A 20,905-nucleotide genomic window follows, 5' to 3' on the forward strand; every position below is an offset into this window, starting at 1 on the left:
AAAAAATAAAAAACGCAACGCACAACCCGACAGACAATGACACGGAAACTCAATACTGACAATGGTTTGCAGACACGGACGACAGAACACCAGCCGGTAACAGCGGTTTGGCGTAATGGCGGGTTCAGTGCTTCGTATGACAGTTTTGTGGTAGGTTCAAGTGTAATTCTTCGGTTGAACTTTTGTGCTAAAAATTCGCCACTGCGCCAAGCGCCAAAACATTGAAATTCAATTCCATATCGGTTCAACTGTCAGCTAAACAATTATCTAAATTAATTTGTGAGGCTGAAAAAAATTTGAATTATAATAAGCTAAAAGCAAATGTTGAATTGTGTTCAAATCTTTAAATCTATTCACTTGCTTTTTGATCTGAAGTATTCCAACGGTGTCTTTCCGGTATGAAGTTTAAAAAAACGGCTTAAGGCTTGCGGGGATCCAAAACCCAGATTGAAAGCAGTTTCGCTTACTGATTTGTTAGAAAATAATTCGCTCTTAGCTCTGTTGATGATAAAATTTTGAATGAAATAAATCGGCGGATTCCCAGTCTCCTTCTTCACCAAATCACCAAAGTAGTTCGTTGAAAGAAACAGATTTTCGGAACAATATTTTACGGTTGGTATCCCTTCTTTAAATTGTTTTTCAGCATTGTAATAATCAATTAACGTCTGTTCAAACCGAACTAAAATATCACTGTTCTCAATTTTTCTTGTTGCAAATTGCCTGTCATAAAACCGAAGGCAATACTCCAAAACAACGTCGATCAAACTAACGATAATAGTATTCTTATTTAACTTGTCCGAATTTTCCAACTCATATTTAAGAAGCTCTAAGCATTTTACAATGATTCCTCTTTCACTGGAAGTCATGTGCAGCGCTTCATTGATATGATAAGAGAAGTAAGTAAACTGGCTCATTTTATTTTCCAGAGATGTGCCGCGTAATAAGTCCGGATGAAATAGTAAAGCCCAGCCTTTTATATCAAACTTTTCGCCATTGTCTTCCACACCTCCAATTTGACCTGGAGAGACTGCAATTAATGTTCCCTCATCATAGTCATAACTTCCCATTCCGTAAGTAAGTTCTTCCAAACGATCGTCCCGCAAAAACAGAGCATACACACTAAATTTTGTACGGCTGTGGCGAATAGGTGTTACGACTGAATAAGGGATGACACTCACTAAAGGATGTAAGCCTTTAAAACCTACATAGTCTTCATAATCAGAAATATTTTCAACTTGCAAAATTTTAGTCATATACTAATTCCAATATCAGGATAAAGATAATATGAATATTCTAACAATAGGATTCAGTAAAATAGTTACAAAGTTCAGTAATCTGCATACAGCAAGCCTGAACTGAGATATTATTTTTGTATCAAATTTTAGAAAGAAAATATGCACTACAATTTTAAAGAAAAAGTTGCACTAATTACAGGTGCTGGATCAGGAATTGGACTTGCAACAGCGATTGCGTTTGCTGAAGCAGGTGCTTCCGTAGCCTTGGCTGACTTAAATAAAAACTCAGTTCAAACTGCGGTGAAAAAAATAACTAACGCCGGACATAAAGCAATTGCTATCAGTTGTGATGTAACAAACGAAGCAGAAGTTGCAAGTATGGTAGAGCAAACAGTATCAGCCTTTGGCAAACTCGATTTTGCATATAATAATGCAGGAATGCATGTCGCTGTTGTTGAAACAGCAGATGCGCTTTCAGAAGATTTTGATAAAGCCATAGCTGTTAACCTGAAAGGCATTTGGTACTGTATGAAGTACGAATTACAGCAGATGCGGAAACAAGGAAGCGGAGCTATCGTTAATTGTTCTTCACAAAGTGGTTTAGTAGGCACTGCAAATCTCGGTGCTTACACCGCAGCGAAACATGGCGTTGTTGGATTAACAAAAGCAAGTGCACTCGAATATGCTCATAGAGGTATTCGAATCAATTGTATTTGTCCAGGTACAACCGAGACGCCAATGGTTTCCAACGCAGTGGCTGACAGACCAGAACATATGAAAGCAGTTATAAATGCTATCCCAATGGGAAGAATGGGCAAAGCAGAAGAAATTGCCAGTGCTGTTCTTTGGTTATGCAGCGAAGGTGCAGGATTTATGATTGGTCAAACCGTAACGCCTGATGGAGGCTACACAGTAAAGTAAGTAAGTGAATATTTTTATTAATAAATAAAAGGAATAAAAATATGTTAGAGAATAAAGACTGGACACGCAGAACTTTTTTAAAAACTTCGGCTTCTGTAATGGCTTTACAATTAGTAAATCCATTCACCGGGTTTGCACAAAATTTTTCACCATTGAGGGAGAATTCAAATATGAATTCAAACTTAAAATCTTCAGCATTGCCAACTCGTAGATTAGGTTCTCTCGAAGTTTCGGCAATGGGCTTTGGATGCATGAGTATGCAGCATGGTTACGCTCCACGTTTAAGCAATGAAGAAACAGCAAAAGTCATCCGTGCGGCTTACGACAAAGGTGTAACATTTTTTGATACCGCGATAAACTATGGACCGTTTATTAATGAAGAATCGGTTGGGTTAGCTCTTTCTCCGATTAGAGATAAGGTGGTCATCGCAACTAAATTTGGTTACGGCTATGATGAAAACGGAAAAAATATTGGATTAAACAGTCATCCCGAGTATATAAGGAAAATGACTGAAGGTTCTCTCAAACGACTGAAAACCGATTATATTGATTTGTATTATCAGCACAGGGTTGATCCAACAGTTCCTATTGAAGATGTTGTTGGAGTCATGCAAGATTTAATTAAAGAAGGAAAAGTTCTTCATTATGGTTTATCAGAAGCAGGCGAAGCAACTATCCGCAGAGCACATGCTGTTCATCCGGTAACTGCTGTTCAAAACGAATATTCATTTTGGACTCGCGATCCGGAACATGAAGTATTACCAGCCTGCCAGGAACTTGGAATTGGATTTGTGCCATGGAGTCCGTTAGGTTCAGGTTATCTGACAGGAACAATCACCATCAACACGCCGTTTGACGATAAACTTGACCTGCGTGCGCATAGAGCACGGTTCACTGTTGAAGCGCAAAAACACAATTGGAAACTAATAGGATTACTCCAACAAATTGGGCAGCGCACTTATGCAACACCCGGGCAAGTTGCACTTGCGTGGTTATTGGCAAAATATCCATCGCTTGTTCCAATTCCCGGAACTTCAAATCCTAAACATATTGATGAGAATATCAATGCACTAAAAGTAACGCTTTCAGCAGAAGATATGGACGAATTGGAAAAAGGATTTGCAACGATAAAAGTTGAAGGTCCCCGAACCACCGAAGCACTATTTCTCAATCATGATATTGGCGCCAATCTGGGTGAAAGCTCAAAAGGTACACACGGCAAATCACCGTTACCTTCCAAAGGAAATTAATCTCAAACAGTAAGAAAATTATGAAACCAGGAAATAAAAATTTTACAACTTATAGATTGAAGGAGATAAATTATGAACAGAAGTAATTTTATAAAGTCATCAGCAGGATTAGCCGGATTTTTAACAATTGGAAAATCATTTGCAGCAACAGATTTTTTTTCTAACAGAAAAGATAATGGAACTGCTGAAAAAGATGTTCCATTGTTTTCATTGAACAACGGATTAAAAATGCCTCAGCTTGGATTTGGTACTTGGACTTTGACGGACAAACCGGATCAATATGTTCGTGAAGCAATCGAAGTTGGATTCAGACTCATTGATACTGCTCAAGGATATCAAAATGAAGCGGGAGTTTTCAAAGGAATCAAAGATAGCGGAATTGCCAGGAAAGATGTTTTCATCACCTCAAAAGTTGGACCTGATGTCATGCGAAACAGATCCGTTAAAGAATCTTTGGATATAAGTCTTGAAAAACTTGGAGGTGAATATATTGACCTGATGCTTATTCATTGGCCCGTAGTAGATCATATTCAGGAAACATGGAATATTATGGAAGAATATGTGAACAAAGGTCTTTTAAAATCAATCGGACTCAGCAATTTCAATCCGCATCACATAGATGACTTGTTGAAATATGCAAAGATAAAACCGGTACTCAATCAAATTGAAATTCATCCGACATTCTCAAATATGGAGAATACCGGTATTACATTATACAAAGATATTGCTGTTGAATGCTGGTCTCCATTAGCATCCGGAAACGACCTTGACAATAGCGTATTAAAAAGTATTGCCAAAAAATATGATAGAAGTGTTGCTCAAATAATTTTGAGGTGGGATATGCAGCGGGGATTAATTTCGGTTACCCGCTCAACAAATGTTGCTCACATGAAGGAGGATATTAATATTTTTGATTTCGAACTATCTCCCACAGATATGTCAATTATTAATGGAGTTAACATCAATCAAAGAACCAGTGCTAAGAATGATCCTGATAATTTTCCATGGTAAATCTTGAAAAACATATGAACAGACCATTTATTATTTTACACATGATTTCTTCCGTTAACGGAAAAATATTAACTGAGCCATGGCAACAAACCAAGGCTTGGGAAAATATAAAAGACACCTTTGATGAAATGTACAAATCGTTCGAAACGGATGGATGGATTTGCGGCAGAGTTACAATGGAAAAAGATTTTTCTGATGAACAACCTCAATTGATTACTCCGGATTTTGAAATATCGAGAGATCATTATGTTGGTGATAAAACGGCACAGTCTTTCGCTGTTGCCATTGATCCATCCGGTAAATTAGGCTGGACGAAAAATGATATTGGAGGAGACCATATCATCGAGATACTTTCGAATAAAGTGAGCAACGAGTATCTCTATTATTTGCAAAGAAGGATGATCTCCTATATCATCTCAGGTAAAGACAGTGTAGATCTTGTTACTGCTTTTGAACGATTATCAAAACTGTTTCCAATAAAAAGTTTGTTACTCCAGGGTGGTGGATATTTGAATGGCTCGATGTTGAATTTAGGACTTGTTGATGAGCTGAACATTGTGATGCTGCCAATTGCTGATTTAAATGAAGGACCTACTTCTTTTGAATTGGGAAACTATCAGCAATTAAATATGGTAAATGACCTTGAACTAGTTTCGGTGGATGCTAAAAATAATGGTGAAGTGCATCTGCGGTATAAAACATTAAATAATCAGATAATCCGATAAGGATTTCAATAATTGATTGGATCGATTTATAATCTATAACAATAAAAAATATTAAAATGAACAAAAGTAAAATTATTCAACTCATAATCTTTTTTATACTAACATTAAATACAATAAAAATGAATGCACAACAAAACACATCAATTGGTAATACGTTAACAGCAGAACAGCAAAGTCTGGTAAAAATTTCTGCGTTAACAGCTTCAGGTGATCTGGAATCACTTAAACAGCAATTAGCTGAAGGACTTAATTCCGGATTGAGTATCAATGAAATTAAAGAAGCATTGGTACAACTATATGCTTATTGTGGTTTTCCAAGAAGCATAAATGCTATAGTTACATTTAAAACCGTATTAGATGAAAGGAAAAAGAACAACATTACGGACGAACCGGGAAAGGAAATTGTTGTTGAAAACAACGTAGATGATAAATACGAGCAAGGCAGAATTGTTTTAGAACAATTAACAAAAGTTCAGCAGCTAAAGCCGGCTCCGGGTCTGGGAGAATTCGCTCCACGTATTGATGCATTTTTAAAGGAACATCTTTTTGCCGATATCTTCGCAAGTGATGTTCTGTCATATCAACAACGGGAGTTTGTTACGATTGCCGCACTGTCATCCATTCCAGGAGTAGAGCCCCAGTTGCAAGCTCATTTAAACATGGGAAAAAATACAGGCATTACAGAAAATCAGCTTGTTGAAGTTGCAAATCTGATTGAAAAAACTATTAATAAAACTCAGGCAAATGTTTTAAGAAAGCTTATCGGTAAAGAACCTATTCCAATTATTGAACCCGATATGATGGTGCGTATTTCAGAAATAGAAATTGTTCCTGAATTTTTTGAGGAATACAAATCCATTCTTCAAGAAGAGTCTTCTGCTTCAGTCAAAATTGAACCGGGCGTTATTGCAATATTCCCGATGTACCAAAAGGAAAACCCTTCGCAGATCAGGATTGTAGAAATCTACGCAGATAAAGATGCTTACGACTCACATATAAAGACTCCGCATTTTCAAAACTATAAAACCTCAACACTGAAAATGATAAAGTCGTTAAAGTTAGTTGATATGAACAGTATTGATAATGAAACAATTTTTGAAATCTTCAAAAAAATAAAATAGCTAATCACTAAAAAAATTAGAGAGGTGCAAAATGGAAAAGGGAAACAACTATCGGTCAAGAAGAAAATTCCTGGAACAAAGTGCTTTAGCCGGTGCCGGTTTAATGTTAGCAGGACCTTTGCAAATTTTTTCACAAACAACTAATAATAATTCGATCGTTATGAACAACATACAATCTAAAGGATATGCTGGTAAAGATGAGCACAGCAAATTGGAGCTATGGGAATTTGAAAGACGCCCTGTGGGTGATAATGATATTCTTATTGAAATTAAATACTCCGGTATTTGCCATTCCGACATTCACACAATCAGAGGTCACTGGGGAAAACAAATATATCCTCAAGTAGCTGGTCATGAAATCGCTGGTATCGTAACGGCGGTCGGAAAAAATGTTACGAAATTTAAAATCGGCGATAAGGCTGGAGTCGGGTGTATGGTTGATAGCTGTATGACATGCGAAAGCTGTAAAAATGGCGAAGAACATCAATGCGACAATAGTGCAACTGTGTTAACCTACGGAAGTAAGGATAAAACATCGCCCACAGGTATTACTCAGGGAGGTTACTCAAATAATCTTGTTGTAACAGAACATTTCGCAATCAAAATTCCAGATAGTATTGATCTGCAATATGCCGCTCCTCTGTTGTGTGCAGGTATAACAACCTATTCACCATTAATGAAAGCACAGTTCAAGAAAGGAGACAAAGTTGGTGTTTCTGGAATTGGAGGGTTAGGTCACATGGCTATAAAACTTGCAGTATCTAAAGGAGCCGAGGTATATGCGTTTACTACGTCTGCGAGTAAAAAGCAAGACATACTTTCCTGGGGTGCTAAGGAAGTAATTGTAGTCAATACACTTGATGATCTTAAACCATACAAAGCCACTCTCGACTATATGATTTCTACAATACCATATAAATTTGATGTTGCTGCTTATGCATCAGTTTTAAAACCTTATAAGAATTTTACTTATGTGGGAATGCCTGTAAACGGAGAACTGGTTATCAATAACTTTCTGATGATACGTAACAGGGTAAATTACAATGCTTCTACTATTGGCGGAATACCGGAAACGCAGGAGGTGATTGATTATTGTGCTGCAAATAAAATCTATCCGCAAATCGAGATCATTGCTGCCGATAAAATCAATGAAGCTTGGGATAAGGTGGTGAATAAAGAGGCACGATACAGATATGTAATTGATGGGGCAACATTTTAATTAATGAAATAAGTGTTTAATGCGTTCTGGTTAATTGGAGCTTTGTCTTTTTGATGAAGCTCCTTTTTTTATTGAATCTGACAACAGCAGCGGCAATGATTGTTTTCGTGAAGATTCGAAATAAAAATTTTTTAAAAAATAGTTACAATGGAAAGTTTTCAAAATCTGTGAAACAAAAATTTTGTAATTATCTTTACTTTACATGTATCGGTATATTTTAAACTAAATGCTGGTGACTTTTAAAATAGAAAAAGTATGAGTTAATATGATCGGACACTTTTCATTATTCCTGGCAGCTATTCTGGCTATTGTGTTCCTGATAATGCTGGCAAATAAAATAAAAGTAGCTTACCCTATCTTGCTTGTTGTTGCAGGACTTTTGATAAGTTTTGTGCCCGGTATACCTGTACTGCATATTGAACCAGATTTAATTTTTATCATCTTTTTACCACCGTTACTATACGAAGCTGCCTGGGCTATTTCCGGAAAAGAATTGTGGAAATGGAGACGCATCATCGGGAGTTTTGCATTTGTAGTTGTTTTCTTCACCGCTTCATCAGTAGCATTTGTTGCCAATGCTTTTATTCCTGGCTTTTCGCTCGCTTTGGGATTTTTATTGGGTGGAATTGTTTCGCCACCCGATGCCGTCAGTACAGGTGCAATTCTGAAATTTGTTAAAGTTCCCAAACGGGTATCATCAATCCTGGAAGGCGAAAGTTTGCTTAATGATGCATCGGCACTTATCATTTTTCGTTTTGCATTGATTGCTGTTGCCACAGGTCAGTTTGTTTGGTATAACGCTGCGCTTAATTTCGTTTGGATGTTGTTAGGAGGAATTGGGATTGGCTTGTTGATAGGATGGGTGTTTATGAAGATACATAAAGTCTTCCCTACAGATGCAAGAATGGATATCGTATTAACCATCGTATCACCATACATAATGTATATAGCAGCAGAAACATGTCATTGTTCGGGTGTATTGGCAGTTGTAAGTGGTGGTTTATTTCTTTCTCAAAAAAGACTTGATTTTTTAAACAGCTCTTCCCGCTTGAGTGGTATGAATGTATGGGAAGATCTTGTTTTTGTTTTGAATGGATTGGTGTTTCTGCTTATTGGACTTGAATTGCCGGAGATAGTTTCTGGATTAAAAGACATTAGTATTTTCACTGCTATTGGATATGGATTGCTGATTACATCGGTACTCATTCTTGGAAGAATTATAGCTGCATACGGGGCTTTGCTGGTAACGCTGATTATGAGAAATTTTATTACCGTGGCAGATAGCAGAAACCCTGGATTTTGGGCACCAATGATATTGGCATGGGCTGGCATGCGTGGAGTTGTTTCTTTGGCTGCTGCTTTATCCATACCTGTTTATCTTGAAAATGGTTCTGACTTTCCTCAGCGAAATTTAATTCTCTTCATCACCTTCATTGTTATTTTATGTACACTGCTGATTCAAGGTTTAACTTTACCGTATCTTATCAGGAAATCTCGGCTTCCTGATTTCAATGATCACATTTCAGAAAGCGAAGCACATAATCTCATAAAAAATGGATTGACAAATCATGCTTTACAATATTTAAAGGATAACCATAAAGAACAATTAAAGGATTCTCCCTATTTACAATTCATAGAGAGAAAATGGGAAGATCATACAAATGACAAAATAGAGCAGTCTATTACTGATGAGGGTAAATCAATTTATTTAAAAGTATTAGAACAGCAAAGACAATGGCTCATCACACAAAACAAAATGGACGACAGGATGGATGAAGATGTGATAAGAAAATATTTACTTCAAATAGATATTGAAGAGGAACGCTTGAAATTATTATAGACATTTTCAGATCAAAGATTTGATGCACTTTCAAACTACACTCCCCCCAAAAATCAATTATTATATTTTACAATATGAGTGGAAGAATATAATTCTTCATTAGGCATACCCATATAAACAGTAAAATGGATACAAAAAGCAGTAATCTGAATAAACTAATATTGAGATAGTGATGGTAATTTTGTACCAGATTAAATACTTAAAATGAAAGATGAATAGACCAAAAATACTTTTAACGATGCTTACTTCCATTGACGGAAAGATTGAAGGCGATTTTATTCACAACCACAACGATAAGTTGGGAAATTATTTCGAACTCATGAAGCTGGAAGGAAATGATGCCTGGGGCAACGGCAGCAATACTCATAAAAAATATTTCAGCGATGAATCGGTGGATTTAGTGAAATACAAAAATGTACCCATTGATTTTGAGGACAACATTCAAAGAGGTGAAAATATTTATATCGTTTCGTTTGATTCAAAAGGAAAAGTATTCTGGAAAGAGCGAACCTTGCTCTTCCCCGATGAGGTAAAAAACGATGTATTGGTGGTTACCACTAAAAGTGTAAGTCCGGAATATCTTGTCTATCTGAAAGAAAAAAATATCTCGTACATTTTTGCAGGAGAAGATACCATTGACCTGAGTACTGCGCTTGACAAATTGTACAATCTTTTTGATATAAAACATTTTGCTATTGTGGGTGGTGCTACCATAAACGCCAACTTTATCAAAGCTGATTTAGTGGATGAAATCAAAATTGTAATCGCTCCCTTTATCGATGGCAGCAGAGAACAAACTCTTGCTGAAACTTTTGACAACAGCCGAATCACCAAACAGTATGCTTTAAAGGAAGTGAGAAAATTAGAGAATGATGGTGTAATGCTTACTTATTATTTAAACACAACAATGAATAAAGAAAGAGAGTAATATGAAATCAGAAAATAAAAAATTTACAACAGAGGAATTAAAGAAGATTAATGATGCTGATGATCTTCAAATTTCTCCTTTCCGTGAAGATGGAAAAACATACGGTACGCCAACATGGATTTGGGAAGTTGTTGTTGATGGCGAATTATATGTGCGGGCTTATAACGGTGTTTATTCTCAATGGTATAATGCAGCTATAATTCAAAAAGCCGGACGAATTATTGCAGCAGGTATGACGAAAGAGGTAAGCTTTGAACCTGTGCAGGGTGAGATTAGCAAAGCAATTGATGAAGCATACAAAAATAAATATGGAAGCAGTCCTTATTTGTCGCCAATGATCAGCAATCGTGCACGTGCTGCGACTGTAAAAATTTTTCCAAAATAAACTTTATAAATTATATCTTTTTCAAGTGAGAGATGGATGAATCATTTTTATTGGAAGGTAATAAAAACAAAAAGTATTAACTCAACGAAAGGAAGCAAAGTTATGATTTTAGAAGAGAAATATAAGCTGTCTAATGGTGTTGAAATTCCTAAACTTGGTCTTGGCACCTGGTTTATAAATGATGACAAAGTAGTGCAAGCAGTAATAGATGCTGCAAGTATTGGTTATCGGCATATTGATACGGCCCAGGCATACGAAAATGAAAGCGGAGTTGGGAAAGGTGTTAAAGCTTCAGGTATTAGTCGTGAAGAAATGTTTATAACCACCAAACTTGGAGCAGAAGTAAAGTCGTACAAAAAAGCCGTTGCATCTATTAATACCTCACTTAAAAAATTGGGACTTGATTATATTGACTTGATGATTATTCATAGCCCGAAACCCTGGGCAAATTTTCTTGAAACTGAACCTTACTTTGAAGGAAACATCGAAGCATGGCGTGCATTAGAAGAAGCTTATGAAGCAGGAAAACTTCGGGCTATCGGCGTTTCAAATTTTGAAAAAGCAGATCTGGATAATATTCTTGAAAATTGTTCTATCAAGCCAATGGTCAATCAGATTCTGGTACACATCAGCAATACCCCGAAAGAACTTATACGATATAATCAAGAAAAACAAATTCTTGTTGAAGCTTATTCACCGTTTGGTCATGGAGAGATTTTTAAGAACCAATCTGTGCAGGCGATTGCTGAAAAATACAAAGTATCTGTTTCGCAGTTGGCTATCCGCTACTGTTTACAGCTTGGTTTGCTTCCTTTGCCTAAGACCTCAAATCCACAGCACATGAGAACCAATGCCGAAGTGGATTTTGTAATCTCTGATGCAGATATGTTATTATTGAACAATGTAAAGCAAATTGAAAATTATGGAGAACACAGCAAGTTTCCGGTGTTTGGTAAGGTTTAGGAAATAGAAGTGTCAGGATAATCATATTATCAAGTTTCTGTAAAACTGTTACAAAGTGCAGTAATCTGAATACGGTTTGCGCTATTGGTTGTTATTACATTTGTATTAGAAAATTAAACGATAAGGATTCTAATTATGAAAAATATATCCACTATAGCAATGATGTTCGCCGGAATCTTAATCATCACATCATTTAATTCTTTACAGGCACAAAATAAAAATATTATGGAGTCAACAATGTCAGAGAACGATATTTTCCCTAAAGGTCAGCGAGGTTCGGCTGATTATTTCACGGGAATAGTTTGGGTAGCACCTTTACTTGCTAAAGACAGCATCAACAATTTTTCTATTGGGAATGTAGTGTTTGAACCCGGTGCAAGAGCCAACTGGCACACCCATCCGCGTGGACAAGTACTGATAGTTACTGACGGTCAAGGTTATTATCAGGAAAAAGGGAAATCTGCCCAATCTATTAAAAAAGGCGATGTGATTAATATTCCGCCAGATGTTGAACACTGGCATGGTGCCTCTGCAAATAGTCCATTGGTGCATATTGCCATTACCAATTTTGAAAACAATGAGTTTGTAATCTGGTTGTCTCCTGTTACAGATGAAGAATTCAAAGAAGCAAATCAAATAAAATGAAAAAGTTTCTCTTAAACATGATATTTAATGTTTCAGTCAGCGTAACTGCACAAGTCAATCAGCAGAATAATCAAGACACAAACAGAATCCAAGTAACAAATATTATTCAAAATAATCAGGGAAAATCATGAAAAACGTAACATTAAATAACGGATTAGAAATGCCAATTCTTGGATTTGGCGTTTTTCAAATGAACGATCAGCAAGAATGCGAAAGAAGTGTACTTAATGCAATTGAAGTGGGTTATAGATCCATTGACACAGCCTCTGCTTATCACAATGAAGAAGCAGTAGGAAGTGCAATCAAAAGTAGTGGCATCCCTAGGGAAGAATTGTTTATCACTACAAAGCTATGGCTGCAGGATGGCGGATACGAAAAAGCCAAAAAAGCTTTTGAAACTTCAATTAAAAAGTTGGGTCTGGATTATTTAGACCTATATCTTATTCACCAGCCTTTTAACGATGTATATGGTTCCTGGCGTGCAATGGAAGAACTTTATCACGAAGGAAAAATCAGAGCCATTGGCGTAAGTAATTTCCGTCCCGACCGGTTGATGGATTTGATTCTTTATAATGAAGTTATCCCGGCTGTTAATCAGATTGAAACCCATCCGTACTTTCAACAAATTGAAAATCAAAAATTTCTTCAGGAGAATAACGTACAGCATGAATCTTGGGCACCTTTAGGGCAAGGGAAGTTGAATGTTCTTGGTGACGATCTGCTTCTTATCATTGCCAAAAAATACAACAAGTCTGTAGCCCAGGTGGTCTTGCGTTGGTTGATACAACGGAATATTGTTGTTATTCCTAAATCGGTTCACAAAAAAAGGATTGAAGAAAATTTCAACCTCTTTGATTTTGAATTAACAAGTCAGGATATGGAAGATATTAAAACTCTTGACCGTAACGCCAGTGAATTTAAAAATCATACTGATCCCGAAGTAGTAAAATGGTTCAGCGAGTTGAAATGAATTAACAAGACAAACTATTATGATCATACAGAAGAAATAAAAGTTTATGGTCCGCAGCAATACAGTAATTTTTATGAATGAGCCGATAAAGAGATGAATTATGAAAAAGGATGCAATTGTTTCGAACAACACACTTTTTATAGCAACGAAAGATATCAAGAACAACTTTCAAATTAATGGTATTATCCGCAAAGGAAAAAATGTATTTTCCGTCTCAAGAGAAGAGTACAGTGCAACAGCAACACTAATTGCATCATTGCTTGGTTTCTTCATGATAACACTCGACGCCGTAATCGTCAATGTGGCGCTTCCAGCAATGGGTCGCGATTTGAATGCGGGCATTTCCGGTCTGCAATGGATTGTAGATGGTTACACTTTAATGTTTGCTGCATTACTTTTATCAGCTGGTGTATTTTCTGATCGAGTTGGCGCTGACCGTGCTTTTAGAATTGGGTTGATAATTTTTGCCGTGGCTTCCGCTGCTTGTGGTTTTGCACCCAATTTGGGTTTTATGGTACTCGCCCGTTTCATACAGGGTTCAGCAGCAGCAGTAATGATGCCTTCATCCATGGCATTGATTAGCCACGCCTATCCGGACAAAGCCAAAAGAGCGCGTGCTATAGCTATTTGGGCAATGGGCGGCGGTATTGCAAGCTCGTCAGGTCCCGTATTGGGAGGAGTATTAAGCGAAGTGGATTGGCGACTAATTTTCTTTATCAATGTACCGATGGCTTTGATTGCGCTGTGGATACTAAGACGTACCCCCCAATCATCACACAAGAAACAGGCTTTCGACTGGACCGGACAAATCACTGCAATTTTAGCAATGGGTGCGCTGACCTTTGGTGTTATCGAAGGTGGAGCCATCGGGCTGACAGCACCGGTTGTAATGGGCGCTTTAACTATAGCAGTGATAGCAGTGGTCATATTTATGTTAGCTCAGAAGAGCGGGAAACATCCAATGGTACCAGCAAGCCTTTTCCAATCCCGCAATACCTTAATTTCTATCATTATTGGATTTACATTCATGGTAGGTTATTTCGGTCTTCCTTTTGTGATGAGTTTGTACTTGCAACAGGTAAGAGGATTTTCACCTCTTGCCACAGGTACGGTTTTTCTCCCTATGATGCTGATAGGCGCCCTTCTGACACCCTTTAGTGCAAGGCTGGCAGAAAAACTTGGTGGAAGAACACTAATAGCTGCCGGATTAATTTTTATGGCAATGGGATTGGTTATACTTGCTTTTGTTCCATCTTCAACACCGGTTTGGATATTGTCCGCCCTTATGACCTTGGTTGGATTAGCAGGTCCGTTTGTATCGCCGCCTATTACAGCGGTTTTACTGAACAGTGTATCCATGAATCAGGCAGGAATAGCAAGTGGGGTATTCAACACCAGCAGACAGTTAGGCGGGGCATTGGCAGTTGCAGTTTTTGGCGCTTTACTGGCTCAGCCTGGAATGTTTTTGCAGGGCGTACGGAGCAGTTTGCTGCTTGCAGCAAGCATCACAGTAATAACAACTATTATTAGCTTGAGATTGAAATCCTCTTCTAATATCGCCATAATAAACAATGAAGAATTAAAAAATTTATAAATTAAAATTCCATAATAATGAAGACAAGAAAATTAAGAGACCTGGAAGTGTCAACTGTAGGATATGGTGCAATGGGACTGAGTCATGGCTATGGTCCTATTCCTGAAAAGAAAGAAGCCTTGCGGCTTATTCGTTACGCTTATGATTTAGGCTGCACCTTCTTTGATACCGCCGAAGGATATGGTGCCGGCGCTAATGAAGAACTCTTGGGTGAAGCTTTACAACCTTTTCGTGACAAGGTAGTTATCGCTACCAAATTGCATATTAATAGTTATGCTGAAAATTATTCCAGAAAAGTACTATTTGAACAAATCAAAGAACGACTGGAAAAATCCTTACGCCGACTTCGTACCGACTATGTAGATCTTTATTACCAACACAGAGTGAATAAAAATATTCCTGTTGAAGATGTTGCTTGGTGTTTTGGTGAATTAATCAAAGAAGGAAAGATTTTGGGTTGGGGACAATCACAGGCAACGGAACAGGAGATAAGACGAGCACATACAGTAACACCATTAAGCGCCATTCAAAGTGAATATTCTATGATGGAAAGAATATTTGAAAAAGATGTCATTCCTACTTGTGAAGAATTGAATATAGGTTTTGTTCCTTTTTCTCCTTTGGCCAGTGGTTTTTTATCGGGGAAAGTGAGTGCAGATGATAAGTATGTGGGAGATGATGTCCGTCGTGTGATAACTCGGTTTAACAAAGAGAACATAGAAGCAAATCAGCCATTGTTGGATTTAATTCAACGATTTGCAGTGGAGAAAATTTCAACACCTGCACAAATTTCATTAGCATGGATGCTTTATAAAAAAGACTTTATTGTACCGATTCCTGGCTCGCGTAAAGCGGAACGTATTGAGGAAAATCTTGGTGCCGCCAACGTTGTGCTTACGGAAGTGGAATATTCAAAAATTGAAGCAGAGCTTGCAAAGATACAAATCTATGGAAACAGAACGGATGAAGATATTTCAAAATTGAGATTTATGAGATAACTAATTTATTATTAAGATCAGCAGAAAATTGATTAAAGCACAGATGTGTTTAAACTATCGTACATCAACCTTGGCAGCATTCCTGCAAAGGTCATTAAAACAATAGATGAAAGTTAGAGGAATAAAAAAATGGAAAACAATTCAAGAAGAAAATTTTTACAGCAAACAGCGTTAGCTGGCGCAGGCTTGATGTTTGCCAAGCCATTTAATATTTTTTCTCAAACCAATTATTTAACGACTATGAATAACACAGAAGAAAACACTGGTAAACGAAAATTAGGAACACTTGAAGTTTCTCCAATAGGACTTGGTTGTTTGCCGATGGTAGGTTACTACGGCAGTGGTCTCCGTGAGAAAAAAGCAATGGTGGAACTTATTCGCGCTGCCTACGAACAAGGCGTAACTTTTTTTGATACTGCAGAAGTATATGGTCCTTATCTGAGCGAAGAATATTTGAGCGAAGCTGTGGCTCCCTTCAGAGATAAAATTGTGATTGCTACAAAATTTGGTTTTGGTGTTGAAGAAAAACAACCCACTGCCTTGAACAGTGAACCCAAACATATCCGCAGAGCGGTGGAAGGTTCATTAAAAAGATTAAATACAGACAGGATAGATTTATTATATCAGCACCGTGTTGATCCTAAAATTCCGATGGAAGATGTTGCAGGAGCGGTTAAAGATTTAATTCAGGAAGGGAAGGTTTTACATTTTGGTTTGTCAGAAGCCAGCGCCAACTCGATTCGCAAAGCACACGCTGTTCAACCTGTTTCAGCAGTACAAAGTGAATATGCTGTTTGGTGGCGTGAACCTGAGACTAAAATATTTTCAATACTTGAAGAACTCGGAATTGGGTTTGTACCATACTGTCCGGTTGGTCGTGGTTTTTTAACAGGAGATATTAATGCACAACAACGATTTTTAAAACCTGAACGAAGATCAACACTACCTCGTTTTGAACCGGAAGCTTTAAAACAAAATGAACCTTTGGTTGATTTTATGAGAATCTGGGCAAAACGTAAAAATGCAAGTCCGGCGCAAATTGCTTTAGCATGGACTCTGGCACAGAAACCCTGGATAGTTCCAATTCCCGGCACCACACAGTATCATCATTTATCCGAAAACAACGGAGCTAAAAATATCAGTTTCTCTGCTGATGAGTTAAATGAATTCAATTCTGAAGTATTAAAAATAAAACTGGTTGGACACCGCGCTGATTCGTTTACAGAAAGTCAAATTGATAAATAAAGAGAAAGTCATGAAAATGAATAACATTAAAACAATATGCACGATTGCTCTTGGAGGTCTTTTGTTATTAACCGCCTGCAATCATAAAACAGAAACAAAGCAAGGAAATCAAAAGAATATGGAAACACAGGTGCCAAAAATAAGTGACTTCCCCACAGGGAAAGAGAATTCAGGATTTGCTCAATACTTTTCGGGTAAATCATGGCTTGCACAACTTACCACTAACAAGGAATTAAATGTTCCCATGTTCAATGTTACGTTTGAACCGGGTTGTCGAAATAATTGGCATAGCCACACAGGCGGACAAATATTGATTGCAGTTGGCGGTGCAGGATATTTTCAGGAACGTGGAAAAGAAGCCATTCGCATGGAACCGGGTGATGTTATAGAAATTGGTCCAAATGTAGAGCATTGGCATGGAGCAGCGCCTGACAGTTGGTTTTCACATATTGCCGTAGAATGCAACCCTCAGACCAATAAAAATACGTGGCTGGAACCGGTTACAGATGAAGAATATCAGGAAGCGGTAAAGAATATATAATTATTATATGAAAAAAATTCTTTTATTCTTTATTTTATTTTTGACTACTATATGCGTATCAGCATGTAATATTCCTAATGAAAATACTGTACAAACAGATACAATTAAAACGATGAAATTAAAAATAACAGCAGGCGATAAAATTCTTACCGCCACAATGATAGATAATGTTACTACCCGGGCATTTATGAAAATGCTGCCACTAATTCTAAAGATGACGGAGTTGCACAATAACGAAAAATACTGCAATCTGCCTGAACAGTTGCCTGGCAAAGCCGTCAAGCCAGGCACAATACACGCAGGAGATTTAATGCTTTGGGATGCCAATTATAAATGTCTTGTATTGTTTTACAAGACATTCAAAAGCCCCTACAGCTATGTAAAATTAGGCACGATAGATAATCTTGATGAACTTGAAGCCACATTAGGTTCAGGCGATATTGAATTAAGATTTGAGAAGATGGATTAAAATCGCATGCAAAAAATAATAATGACGGCTGTTGTGTATTTATGATTTTTATCCAATCCTGTCAACAGAATAAATTTAATAATAGGAACACTATGAACGAACAAGGAAAGAATACAATATTTAAAAGAGGTGAAAAATTATCTGCAGAAATCATTACAGGGAATGCGTGGCACAATAAATTAGTTAATGAAGATACCACGTACACAACCGCCATTGGCGTTGAAGAATTTGAAGCAGGGTCAAGGAATGTTTGGCACTCGCATCCAAGCGGTCAGATTATTATTGTGTTGGATGGTGTTGGCTATCATCAGATAAAGGGAGAGTCTTTACAGGTAGTAAGAAAAGGCGATGTAATAAAATGTCCGCCGGGTGTTTTGCATTGGCACGGAGCTTCAAAAGACAGCAGTGTAACTCAAATCTACATTCTTCCTAATACTGAAAAAGGATTGGCGAACTGGTTTGACAGAGTAACTGATGATCAATACAATAGTTTGTAACTATACTCTTTAAATGAAATTAATAATTTTATAAAAGCGGATAAATCAAATCACTTCAGCCAACTTGCCTTTTAACCTCAAGTGGTTGTGTTCAATGAACATAATAAAACTGAAGCCTAAATATGTTATTGCCTCAGTCAGAGTGACTCCGCTAAGTTGGAGCAGGCAGTACAAATTTGATGTTTTGTGCCTCTATTAAACTTTGGTAAAAACTTGAATCTTTGTGTCTGAAACTTGCCGGACATAAAGCCTCCAATTGTGATCAGTCAATTGTAACCAATAACACAACCCACAAAAAACAACATGATATGAAAACGAGAATTGCATATTTTATGTTTGCAGTTTTCATACTGACCTTGTGCAGTAATAAAATATTTAAATCAGATAATAATGTGAAAGCAATAACAAGCTATAACCCAACATTTAAGAGCGGGTATTCCGTTGTAAACGGATTGAAAATGTATTATAAAATTTACGATCAGGGCAAACCGTTTGTTTTAATCCACAGCGGAGGTTCAACTATCCAAACCACATTTGAAATTCTAAATATTAAATTTTAATGATTACTATGTTCACACATTTTGATGAAAGAGAAAAATTAGTTCACTATCCGGAAGACAGAAGCTTATTTGTTAATCTGAAACCGTTTGTGTTTGTTCTTCTCGGTATTGTTTTTTTAGCAACTGTGGGAGTAGCCTGGATACAATATTTATTTTTTGGTCTGCCCACAGACCCATCGCTTGCACTTTTAAATACTGCCGAAGTAAGCGTAAAAGGTTTTCCGGTTTGGCTGATACTGTGTCATTGGATAAACTTTTTCTTTTTGGTAATACTGGTAAGAGCCGGACTTTCAATATTATATGACCATCCGCGATTATATTTTAACGAAGGATGCACGCCGGGTTCTGAATGGTTGAAATTTACTCCGGTAAAAGTACCCAAAGATAAGTTATGGACTGCTAAAGATGATGCCCGTTATATAAACCCGTTTTTCGGTTTGCCCGGATATCGCCATACTGTAGGCATAGCACGAGGCTGGCATTTTATCCACGTGCCTTTTTTTGTATTAAATGGAATTGTGTTTGTTGTGCTATTATTTTTCAGCGATCAATGGATAAGAATCATCCCGACTTCATGGCAAATTATACCAGATGCCTGGAATGTATTTGTACATTATGCAACCTTCAATCTGCCGATAGAACCAAATGGTTTTTATCATTACAATGCTCTGCAGCAGCTTTCATATTTTTCCGTAATATTTATTTTGGCTCCGCTTGCAATGCTTAGTGGAATGGCTATGTCGCCTGCTATTGAAAATCGGTTTCACTGGCTGCCAAAATTATTCGGTAACAGACAAGGGGCAAGGTCTGTACATTTTTTAGTGATGCTGTCCTATGCAATCTTTTTTGTTATACATGTTACTATGGTGATTATAACCGGTTTTGTCAGAAATATGAATCACATTACACTTGGAACAGATGATCCATCAAGTACAACTGGACTTTACATTGTAATAGGTATCATTTTATTTACGATTGCTTTTTCAGTATATGCTCATTGGGTTTCCTGGAACAGACCTCGCTGGGTACAAAAAACAGATGCTTTTATCAACGGCAATTTATGGCAGAACACAATCGACAAACTGAAGCCTGTTCCTTATTATAAGAAGGAAGAGATTTCTCAATTTTTTTGGCCCAACGGAAAGCTTCCAACTTCTGAACTCTGGAAAGAGCTGGCAAAGAATAAATTCAAAGATTACAAACTTAAGATTGGCGGATTGGTTGAAAATCCAGTTGAACTGTCTCTTGATGAATTGATGAAACTTGGTAAAGAACAAAATATAACTATGCACCACTGCATACAAGGCTGGACAGGCGTAGCTGAATGGGGCGGTTTGCCGATAAGAGCTATTGTTGATCTGGTTAAGCCACACCCATCTGTTACTACAGTTGTGTTTTACTCATTCGGAGAAGGATTATACGGAGGTGTTTATTATGATACTCATACTCTGGACAATTGCCTGAAGCCAGCATCAATACTTGCATGGGAAATGAATTATGAACCGCTTACTGAAGTGTATGGCGCTCCACTAAGGCTGCGCGTTGAAAATCAGTTGGGTTATAAAATGGTAAAATGGATTGAACGAATTGAGTTTGTTGAATCTCATAAAACAGTTGGCAAAGGTTATGGAGGCAAAAACGAAGATGATGAGTATTTCGATTTGTTGGCTAGCTCATAATTATTTCATCATCAACTATTTATGACTTCCGAAAGATTGATTAAAATTAATTAGTAAAATCAAAGCAAGGACAGCTAACAGCTTCTCGGATCTTTTCCTTTTCGATATA

The 20,905-nt window shown here is 37.2% G+C and carries 21 protein-coding genes; 20 read left to right on the forward strand and 1 reads right to left on the reverse strand.

Annotated features, from left to right (window positions below; translation table 11 throughout):
• Positions 1-353: 353 nt before the first annotated feature.
• Positions 354-1,253: a helix-turn-helix domain-containing protein gene (locus ROY99_03195; protein MDT3695371.1), complete on the reverse strand. Its 900-nt coding sequence runs from the start codon at positions 1,251-1,253 to the stop codon at positions 354-356.
• Positions 1,254-1,394: 141 nt separating this feature from the next.
• Here ROY99_03195 and ROY99_03200 point away from each other — a divergent pair, with 141 nt between their 5' ends.
• From ROY99_03200 to ROY99_03295, 20 genes are all read left to right on the forward strand, one after another.
• Positions 1,395-2,156, forward strand: a complete 762-nt coding sequence (locus ROY99_03200; protein MDT3695372.1) for a glucose 1-dehydrogenase — start codon at positions 1,395-1,397, stop codon at positions 2,154-2,156.
• A 41-nt stretch (positions 2,157-2,197) separates the two neighbouring features.
• Positions 2,198-3,406 (forward strand): aldo/keto reductase, encoded by a 1,209-nt coding sequence (locus ROY99_03205; GenBank protein MDT3695373.1) that lies wholly within the window; start codon positions 2,198-2,200, stop codon positions 3,404-3,406.
• Positions 3,407-3,478: 72 nt separating this feature from the next.
• On the forward strand, positions 3,479-4,417 hold the full coding sequence (locus tag ROY99_03210; GenBank protein MDT3695374.1) for an aldo/keto reductase: 939 nt from the start codon (positions 3,479-3,481) through the stop codon (positions 4,415-4,417).
• A gap of 14 nt (positions 4,418-4,431) precedes the next feature.
• The gene (locus ROY99_03215; GenBank protein MDT3695375.1) at positions 4,432-5,142 is read left to right on the forward strand and encodes a dihydrofolate reductase family protein; all 711 of its coding nucleotides are present in this window, start codon (positions 4,432-4,434) and stop codon (positions 5,140-5,142) included.
• A gap of 56 nt (positions 5,143-5,198) precedes the next feature.
• Positions 5,199-6,263: a carboxymuconolactone decarboxylase family protein gene (locus tag ROY99_03220; protein ID MDT3695376.1), complete on the forward strand. Its 1,065-nt coding sequence runs from the start codon at positions 5,199-5,201 to the stop codon at positions 6,261-6,263.
• Between the two features lie 31 nt (positions 6,264-6,294).
• Positions 6,295-7,482, forward strand: coding sequence for an NAD(P)-dependent alcohol dehydrogenase (locus ROY99_03225; GenBank protein ID MDT3695377.1), 1,188 nt, complete (start codon positions 6,295-6,297; stop codon positions 7,480-7,482).
• 265 nt (positions 7,483-7,747) lie between these two features.
• Positions 7,748-9,322, forward strand: coding sequence for a Na+/H+ antiporter (locus ROY99_03230; protein ID MDT3695378.1), 1,575 nt, complete (start codon positions 7,748-7,750; stop codon positions 9,320-9,322).
• 211 nt (positions 9,323-9,533) lie between these two features.
• Complete coding sequence (locus ROY99_03235; protein MDT3695379.1) at positions 9,534-10,250, forward strand: RibD family protein; 717 nt, start codon at positions 9,534-9,536, stop codon at positions 10,248-10,250.
• Position 10,251: 1 nt separating this feature from the next.
• Entirely contained in the window at positions 10,252-10,635 is a 384-nt protein-coding gene (locus ROY99_03240; protein MDT3695380.1) for a DUF2255 family protein, read from the forward strand.
• A 102-nt stretch (positions 10,636-10,737) separates the two neighbouring features.
• Positions 10,738-11,598 carry an aldo/keto reductase gene (locus ROY99_03245; protein ID MDT3695381.1) on the forward strand — a complete coding sequence of 287 codons (861 nt, stop codon included), beginning with the start codon at positions 10,738-10,740 and terminating at the stop codon, positions 11,596-11,598.
• Between the two features lie 135 nt (positions 11,599-11,733).
• Complete coding sequence (locus tag ROY99_03250; GenBank protein MDT3695382.1) at positions 11,734-12,243, forward strand: cupin domain-containing protein; 510 nt, start codon at positions 11,734-11,736, stop codon at positions 12,241-12,243.
• A 127-nt stretch (positions 12,244-12,370) separates the two neighbouring features.
• On the forward strand, positions 12,371-13,213 hold the full coding sequence (locus ROY99_03255; protein ID MDT3695383.1) for an aldo/keto reductase: 843 nt from the start codon (positions 12,371-12,373) through the stop codon (positions 13,211-13,213).
• A 100-nt stretch (positions 13,214-13,313) separates the two neighbouring features.
• On the forward strand, positions 13,314-14,807 hold the full coding sequence (locus tag ROY99_03260) for an MFS transporter (GenBank protein ID MDT3695384.1): 1,494 nt from the start codon (positions 13,314-13,316) through the stop codon (positions 14,805-14,807).
• Between the two features lie 17 nt (positions 14,808-14,824).
• Complete coding sequence (locus ROY99_03265; GenBank protein MDT3695385.1) at positions 14,825-15,805, forward strand: aldo/keto reductase; 981 nt, start codon at positions 14,825-14,827, stop codon at positions 15,803-15,805.
• Between the two features lie 129 nt (positions 15,806-15,934).
• The gene (locus ROY99_03270; protein MDT3695386.1) at positions 15,935-17,050 is read left to right on the forward strand and encodes an aldo/keto reductase; all 1,116 of its coding nucleotides are present in this window, start codon (positions 15,935-15,937) and stop codon (positions 17,048-17,050) included.
• A 118-nt stretch (positions 17,051-17,168) separates the two neighbouring features.
• A complete protein-coding gene (locus ROY99_03275; protein ID MDT3695387.1) occupies positions 17,169-17,591 on the forward strand; it encodes a cupin domain-containing protein in 423 nt (140 codons plus the stop codon).
• Positions 17,592-17,598: 7 nt separating this feature from the next.
• A complete protein-coding gene (locus ROY99_03280) occupies positions 17,599-18,060 on the forward strand; it encodes a cyclophilin-like fold protein (GenBank protein MDT3695388.1) in 462 nt (153 codons plus the stop codon).
• Positions 18,061-18,152: 92 nt separating this feature from the next.
• Positions 18,153-18,557, forward strand: a complete 405-nt coding sequence (locus ROY99_03285; GenBank protein MDT3695389.1) for a cupin domain-containing protein — start codon at positions 18,153-18,155, stop codon at positions 18,555-18,557.
• Positions 18,558-18,865: 308 nt separating this feature from the next.
• Positions 18,866-19,117 (forward strand): hypothetical protein, encoded by a 252-nt coding sequence (locus ROY99_03290; GenBank protein MDT3695390.1) that lies wholly within the window; start codon positions 18,866-18,868, stop codon positions 19,115-19,117.
• 8 nt (positions 19,118-19,125) lie between these two features.
• Complete coding sequence (locus tag ROY99_03295; protein MDT3695391.1) at positions 19,126-20,796, forward strand: molybdopterin-dependent oxidoreductase; 1,671 nt, start codon at positions 19,126-19,128, stop codon at positions 20,794-20,796.
• Positions 20,797-20,905 lie beyond the last annotated feature (109 nt).

The sequence above is a fragment of the Ignavibacterium sp. genome (assembly GCA_032027145.1).
Lineage (GTDB): Bacteria > Bacteroidota > Ignavibacteria > Ignavibacteriales > Ignavibacteriaceae > IGN3.

Excerpts from the sequence above, each read along its gene's own strand:
- ROY99_03195 (MDT3695371.1), bottom strand. The coding sequence starts at position 1,253 with ATGACTAAAATTTTGCAAGTTGAAAATATTTCTGATTATGAAGACTAT.
- ROY99_03200 (MDT3695372.1), top strand. The coding sequence starts at position 1,395 with ATGCACTACAATTTTAAAGAAAAAGTTGCACTAATTACAGGTGCTGGA.
- ROY99_03205 (MDT3695373.1), top strand. The coding sequence starts at position 2,198 with ATGTTAGAGAATAAAGACTGGACACGCAGAACTTTTTTAAAAACTTCG.
- ROY99_03210 (MDT3695374.1), top strand. The coding sequence starts at position 3,479 with ATGAACAGAAGTAATTTTATAAAGTCATCAGCAGGATTAGCCGGATTT.
- ROY99_03215 (MDT3695375.1), top strand. The coding sequence starts at position 4,432 with ATGAACAGACCATTTATTATTTTACACATGATTTCTTCCGTTAACGGA.
- ROY99_03220 (MDT3695376.1), top strand. The coding sequence starts at position 5,199 with ATGAACAAAAGTAAAATTATTCAACTCATAATCTTTTTTATACTAACA.
- ROY99_03225 (MDT3695377.1), top strand. The coding sequence starts at position 6,295 with ATGGAAAAGGGAAACAACTATCGGTCAAGAAGAAAATTCCTGGAACAA.
- ROY99_03230 (MDT3695378.1), top strand. The coding sequence starts at position 7,748 with ATGATCGGACACTTTTCATTATTCCTGGCAGCTATTCTGGCTATTGTG.
- ROY99_03235 (MDT3695379.1), top strand. The coding sequence starts at position 9,534 with ATGAATAGACCAAAAATACTTTTAACGATGCTTACTTCCATTGACGGA.
- ROY99_03240 (MDT3695380.1), top strand. The coding sequence starts at position 10,252 with ATGAAATCAGAAAATAAAAAATTTACAACAGAGGAATTAAAGAAGATT.
- ROY99_03245 (MDT3695381.1), top strand. The coding sequence starts at position 10,738 with ATGATTTTAGAAGAGAAATATAAGCTGTCTAATGGTGTTGAAATTCCT.
- ROY99_03250 (MDT3695382.1), top strand. The coding sequence starts at position 11,734 with ATGAAAAATATATCCACTATAGCAATGATGTTCGCCGGAATCTTAATC.
- ROY99_03255 (MDT3695383.1), top strand. The coding sequence starts at position 12,371 with ATGAAAAACGTAACATTAAATAACGGATTAGAAATGCCAATTCTTGGA.
- ROY99_03260 (MDT3695384.1), top strand. The coding sequence starts at position 13,314 with ATGAAAAAGGATGCAATTGTTTCGAACAACACACTTTTTATAGCAACG.
- ROY99_03265 (MDT3695385.1), top strand. The coding sequence starts at position 14,825 with ATGAAGACAAGAAAATTAAGAGACCTGGAAGTGTCAACTGTAGGATAT.
- ROY99_03270 (MDT3695386.1), top strand. The coding sequence starts at position 15,935 with ATGGAAAACAATTCAAGAAGAAAATTTTTACAGCAAACAGCGTTAGCT.
- ROY99_03275 (MDT3695387.1), top strand. The coding sequence starts at position 17,169 with ATGGAAACACAGGTGCCAAAAATAAGTGACTTCCCCACAGGGAAAGAG.
- ROY99_03280 (MDT3695388.1), top strand. The coding sequence starts at position 17,599 with ATGAAAAAAATTCTTTTATTCTTTATTTTATTTTTGACTACTATATGC.
- ROY99_03285 (MDT3695389.1), top strand. The coding sequence starts at position 18,153 with ATGAACGAACAAGGAAAGAATACAATATTTAAAAGAGGTGAAAAATTA.
- ROY99_03290 (MDT3695390.1), top strand. The coding sequence starts at position 18,866 with ATGAAAACGAGAATTGCATATTTTATGTTTGCAGTTTTCATACTGACC.
- ROY99_03295 (MDT3695391.1), top strand. The coding sequence starts at position 19,126 with ATGTTCACACATTTTGATGAAAGAGAAAAATTAGTTCACTATCCGGAA.